Raw genomic sequence first — 2,515 nt, forward strand, 5'->3', positions numbered from 1 at the left:
GTATTCTGTTATTCATCTTTTTGTTTCAACCCAAAGACGCCATACGTGTTCCGTGTTCCTTCGTGACTGGCGCTCAGACTTAACCTCTAACTCTAAGTGACGATTTCAATTTTTTGACACTACCTATGCCTAAAAGGAAGGGGCTTGGGAAAACCCCAGTCAGCCCCCTTACACTCCCCGCTCTTCCTTCAGCTTCTAGCCTTTGGCATCTGCTGTAATAGCAGATCCCTGGGTTTTTCCAAGACTAAACGATGAAGGCTTTTTGAAAGCTCAGCAGCTGACAGCTAAAGTAAATACTGGAAGCTTAGTGTGCAGAGCCGTTGCCGTGATAATCGTCTGAATCATAAAATCCATTCTTAGTCCCAAAAAACAGGCACAAAGCAGTAAAAGGAATTGTTAGTACCACTAAAACCAGTTTTACGTCCATTTTCTTAATAACTCCTTATGGCTGTGAGAAAAAAGTGTCACGTTCATTGTAACTTCCTCTTTCCTCCAGAACCTGCCTCAATCCCCTGCCTAAGCTGTCACGTAGTTAATTTTTGGGTTGAGGCTGATTGGAAGATGGGGAAGTTCAGGTGGGGATAGGGTTTCACGTTTTGTTTCATAAGATGAACAGATTCAATTTAGATCCGTCCGTGTTATTTGAAAAGCCATGGTTACTGTAATATTTTTCTATTTCTCTATGATTATATATTCTTAATTTTTTAATTAGAGCGAGTATGGTAATATCTTAATCTATGTGTTTGTTGGAGTTTAAAGGCCAAAGTGATAGTAAGCTTATAAAAAATAGCAACTACAAAGTACCAGCTTAAAGAGTACCAGCTGAGTGCGATTGGCCGTAGGCCACGCTAACAGCGATGCTCCTTTGGAGCCGCTACGCGAACGCTATCGGTAGTAACTTAGGTAAATTACCCACTATCTTAGAAGCTGCTAATCACGAACCTATACCAAACTCAAGCTTTTTCCCTACCAGAGCGTTCTAGTTTGCCTAAAGCTGCACCATTTAAAACCACCAGAACCATATAATCTAACAGGACGGCTCTAGCCTTTTATATGAAATAAATATATAAAATTAAGCGTCGCCAATTCATTAAAATTAGCTCGATAACTCTTGGTAGTAGTGTTTTGGCAGGTTGTAATAATCAAAGCTCTACGCCATTAACTACAGAAAAAAAAGGTAAATTAGATAAAATAAAATTTGCTTTGGGCTGGAAAGCTGAAGCAGAATACGGTGGTTTTTATCAGGCCGTCGCTACTGGCATTTATCAAAATTATAACCTAGATGTTACTATACAACCAACAGGTCCTCAGAGCAATACCACCCAATTATTAATGGGAGGAGTAGTTGATTTAATTATGGGACAGCCTGTTGATGCTATTAAAGCAGTGCAACAAGGTATTCCCAAAATTACTGTAGCAAGTATCTTCCAAAAAGAAATACGAATTCTATTGGCTCATCCAGGGGTAGGCAATGACTCTCTGGCACAATTAAAAGGTAAACCGATTTTTGTTTCTCCTGGAGCCATCACAACCTATTGGCCCCTACTCAAGGCAAAATATGGTTTTACAGATGACCAGAAACGACCCTACAACTTTAATGTTAGCCCTTTTTTAGTAGAGAAAAATTCAGCTCAACAGGGAATTTTAACCTCTGAACCTTACCTTATAGAAAAGCAAGGAGGCTTTAAGCCAAATATATTATCGTTAGCCGATTCTGGTTATAATCCCTATGCTTTCACCATCGAAACCACGAAGAAACTCGTTGAAACTAACCCCGGTCTGGTTCAGCGATTTGTTGATGCGTCAATCAAAGGATGGTATAGCTATCTAGAGAATCCCGAACCAGGTAATGAGCTGATAAAAAAAGATAATCCAGAGATGAAGGATGACCTAATCGCCTATGGTCTGGAGAAGCTTAAAGAGTATGGTATTATCATCTCTGGTGATGCTGAAAAACTTGGCATTGGGGCAATGACCGATGAACGCTGGGAAAGTTTGTTCAATGATTTAGTTACGGTTGGTGTACTTGATGCCAATACTGATTACAAACAAGCCTACACCTTAGCATTTGTCAATAAAGGAGTAAAATTTTAGTTTATTAGATTAGTTACTTTATAGTTGCTTTAATTAAGTAACGAAATAACAGCTTATTAAAAAAAAGTAAAATTCCGAATACAATCTATTATTTATAGACATGTTAATATCAAAGTTTTAGATATTGTTATTAGACATTAATTTAGATCTAGTCTTGCTAAGCCAGATTTATAATTTAAACTATTAACGGATTGCTAATCACTGATTAGACCTCTTGCAAAAGTAGTTTTATGATACTGTTTTTATAAATTTTTTTCCGCTGTTACCTGTTACTTCCGACTTCTGCAAGAAGTCCTGGGGGGGCGACATGAGAGCTAAAAAGTAGACTGTATAAGCTTCATAGCTCTCATACCTCGTAAATAATTATCGAGCTTATGACGACTTAAACGCATTAACTTATCAACTAATTCCCAACATTGCG

Annotated in this window: 1 protein-coding gene and 1 pseudogene; one reads left to right on the plus strand and one right to left on the minus strand. The window is 38.1% G+C overall.

Annotated features, from left to right (window positions below):
* The first annotated feature begins 1,125 nt into the window (after positions 1-1,125).
* Positions 1,126-2,094 carry an ABC transporter substrate-binding protein gene (locus F6K52_RS35210; protein ID WP_293089666.1) on the plus strand — a complete coding sequence of 323 codons (969 nt, stop codon included), beginning with the start codon at positions 1,126-1,128 and terminating at the stop codon, positions 2,092-2,094.
* Between the two features lie 294 nt (positions 2,095-2,388).
* Here F6K52_RS35210 and F6K52_RS35215 read toward each other — a convergent pair.
* Positions 2,389-2,515, minus strand: a pseudogene (locus tag F6K52_RS35215) (IS4 family transposase); the annotation flags it as partial.

Origin of the sequence: Moorena sp. SIO3H5 (assembly GCF_010692395.1) — a bacterium.
Taxonomy (GTDB): domain Bacteria; phylum Cyanobacteriota; class Cyanobacteriia; order Cyanobacteriales; family Coleofasciculaceae; genus Moorena.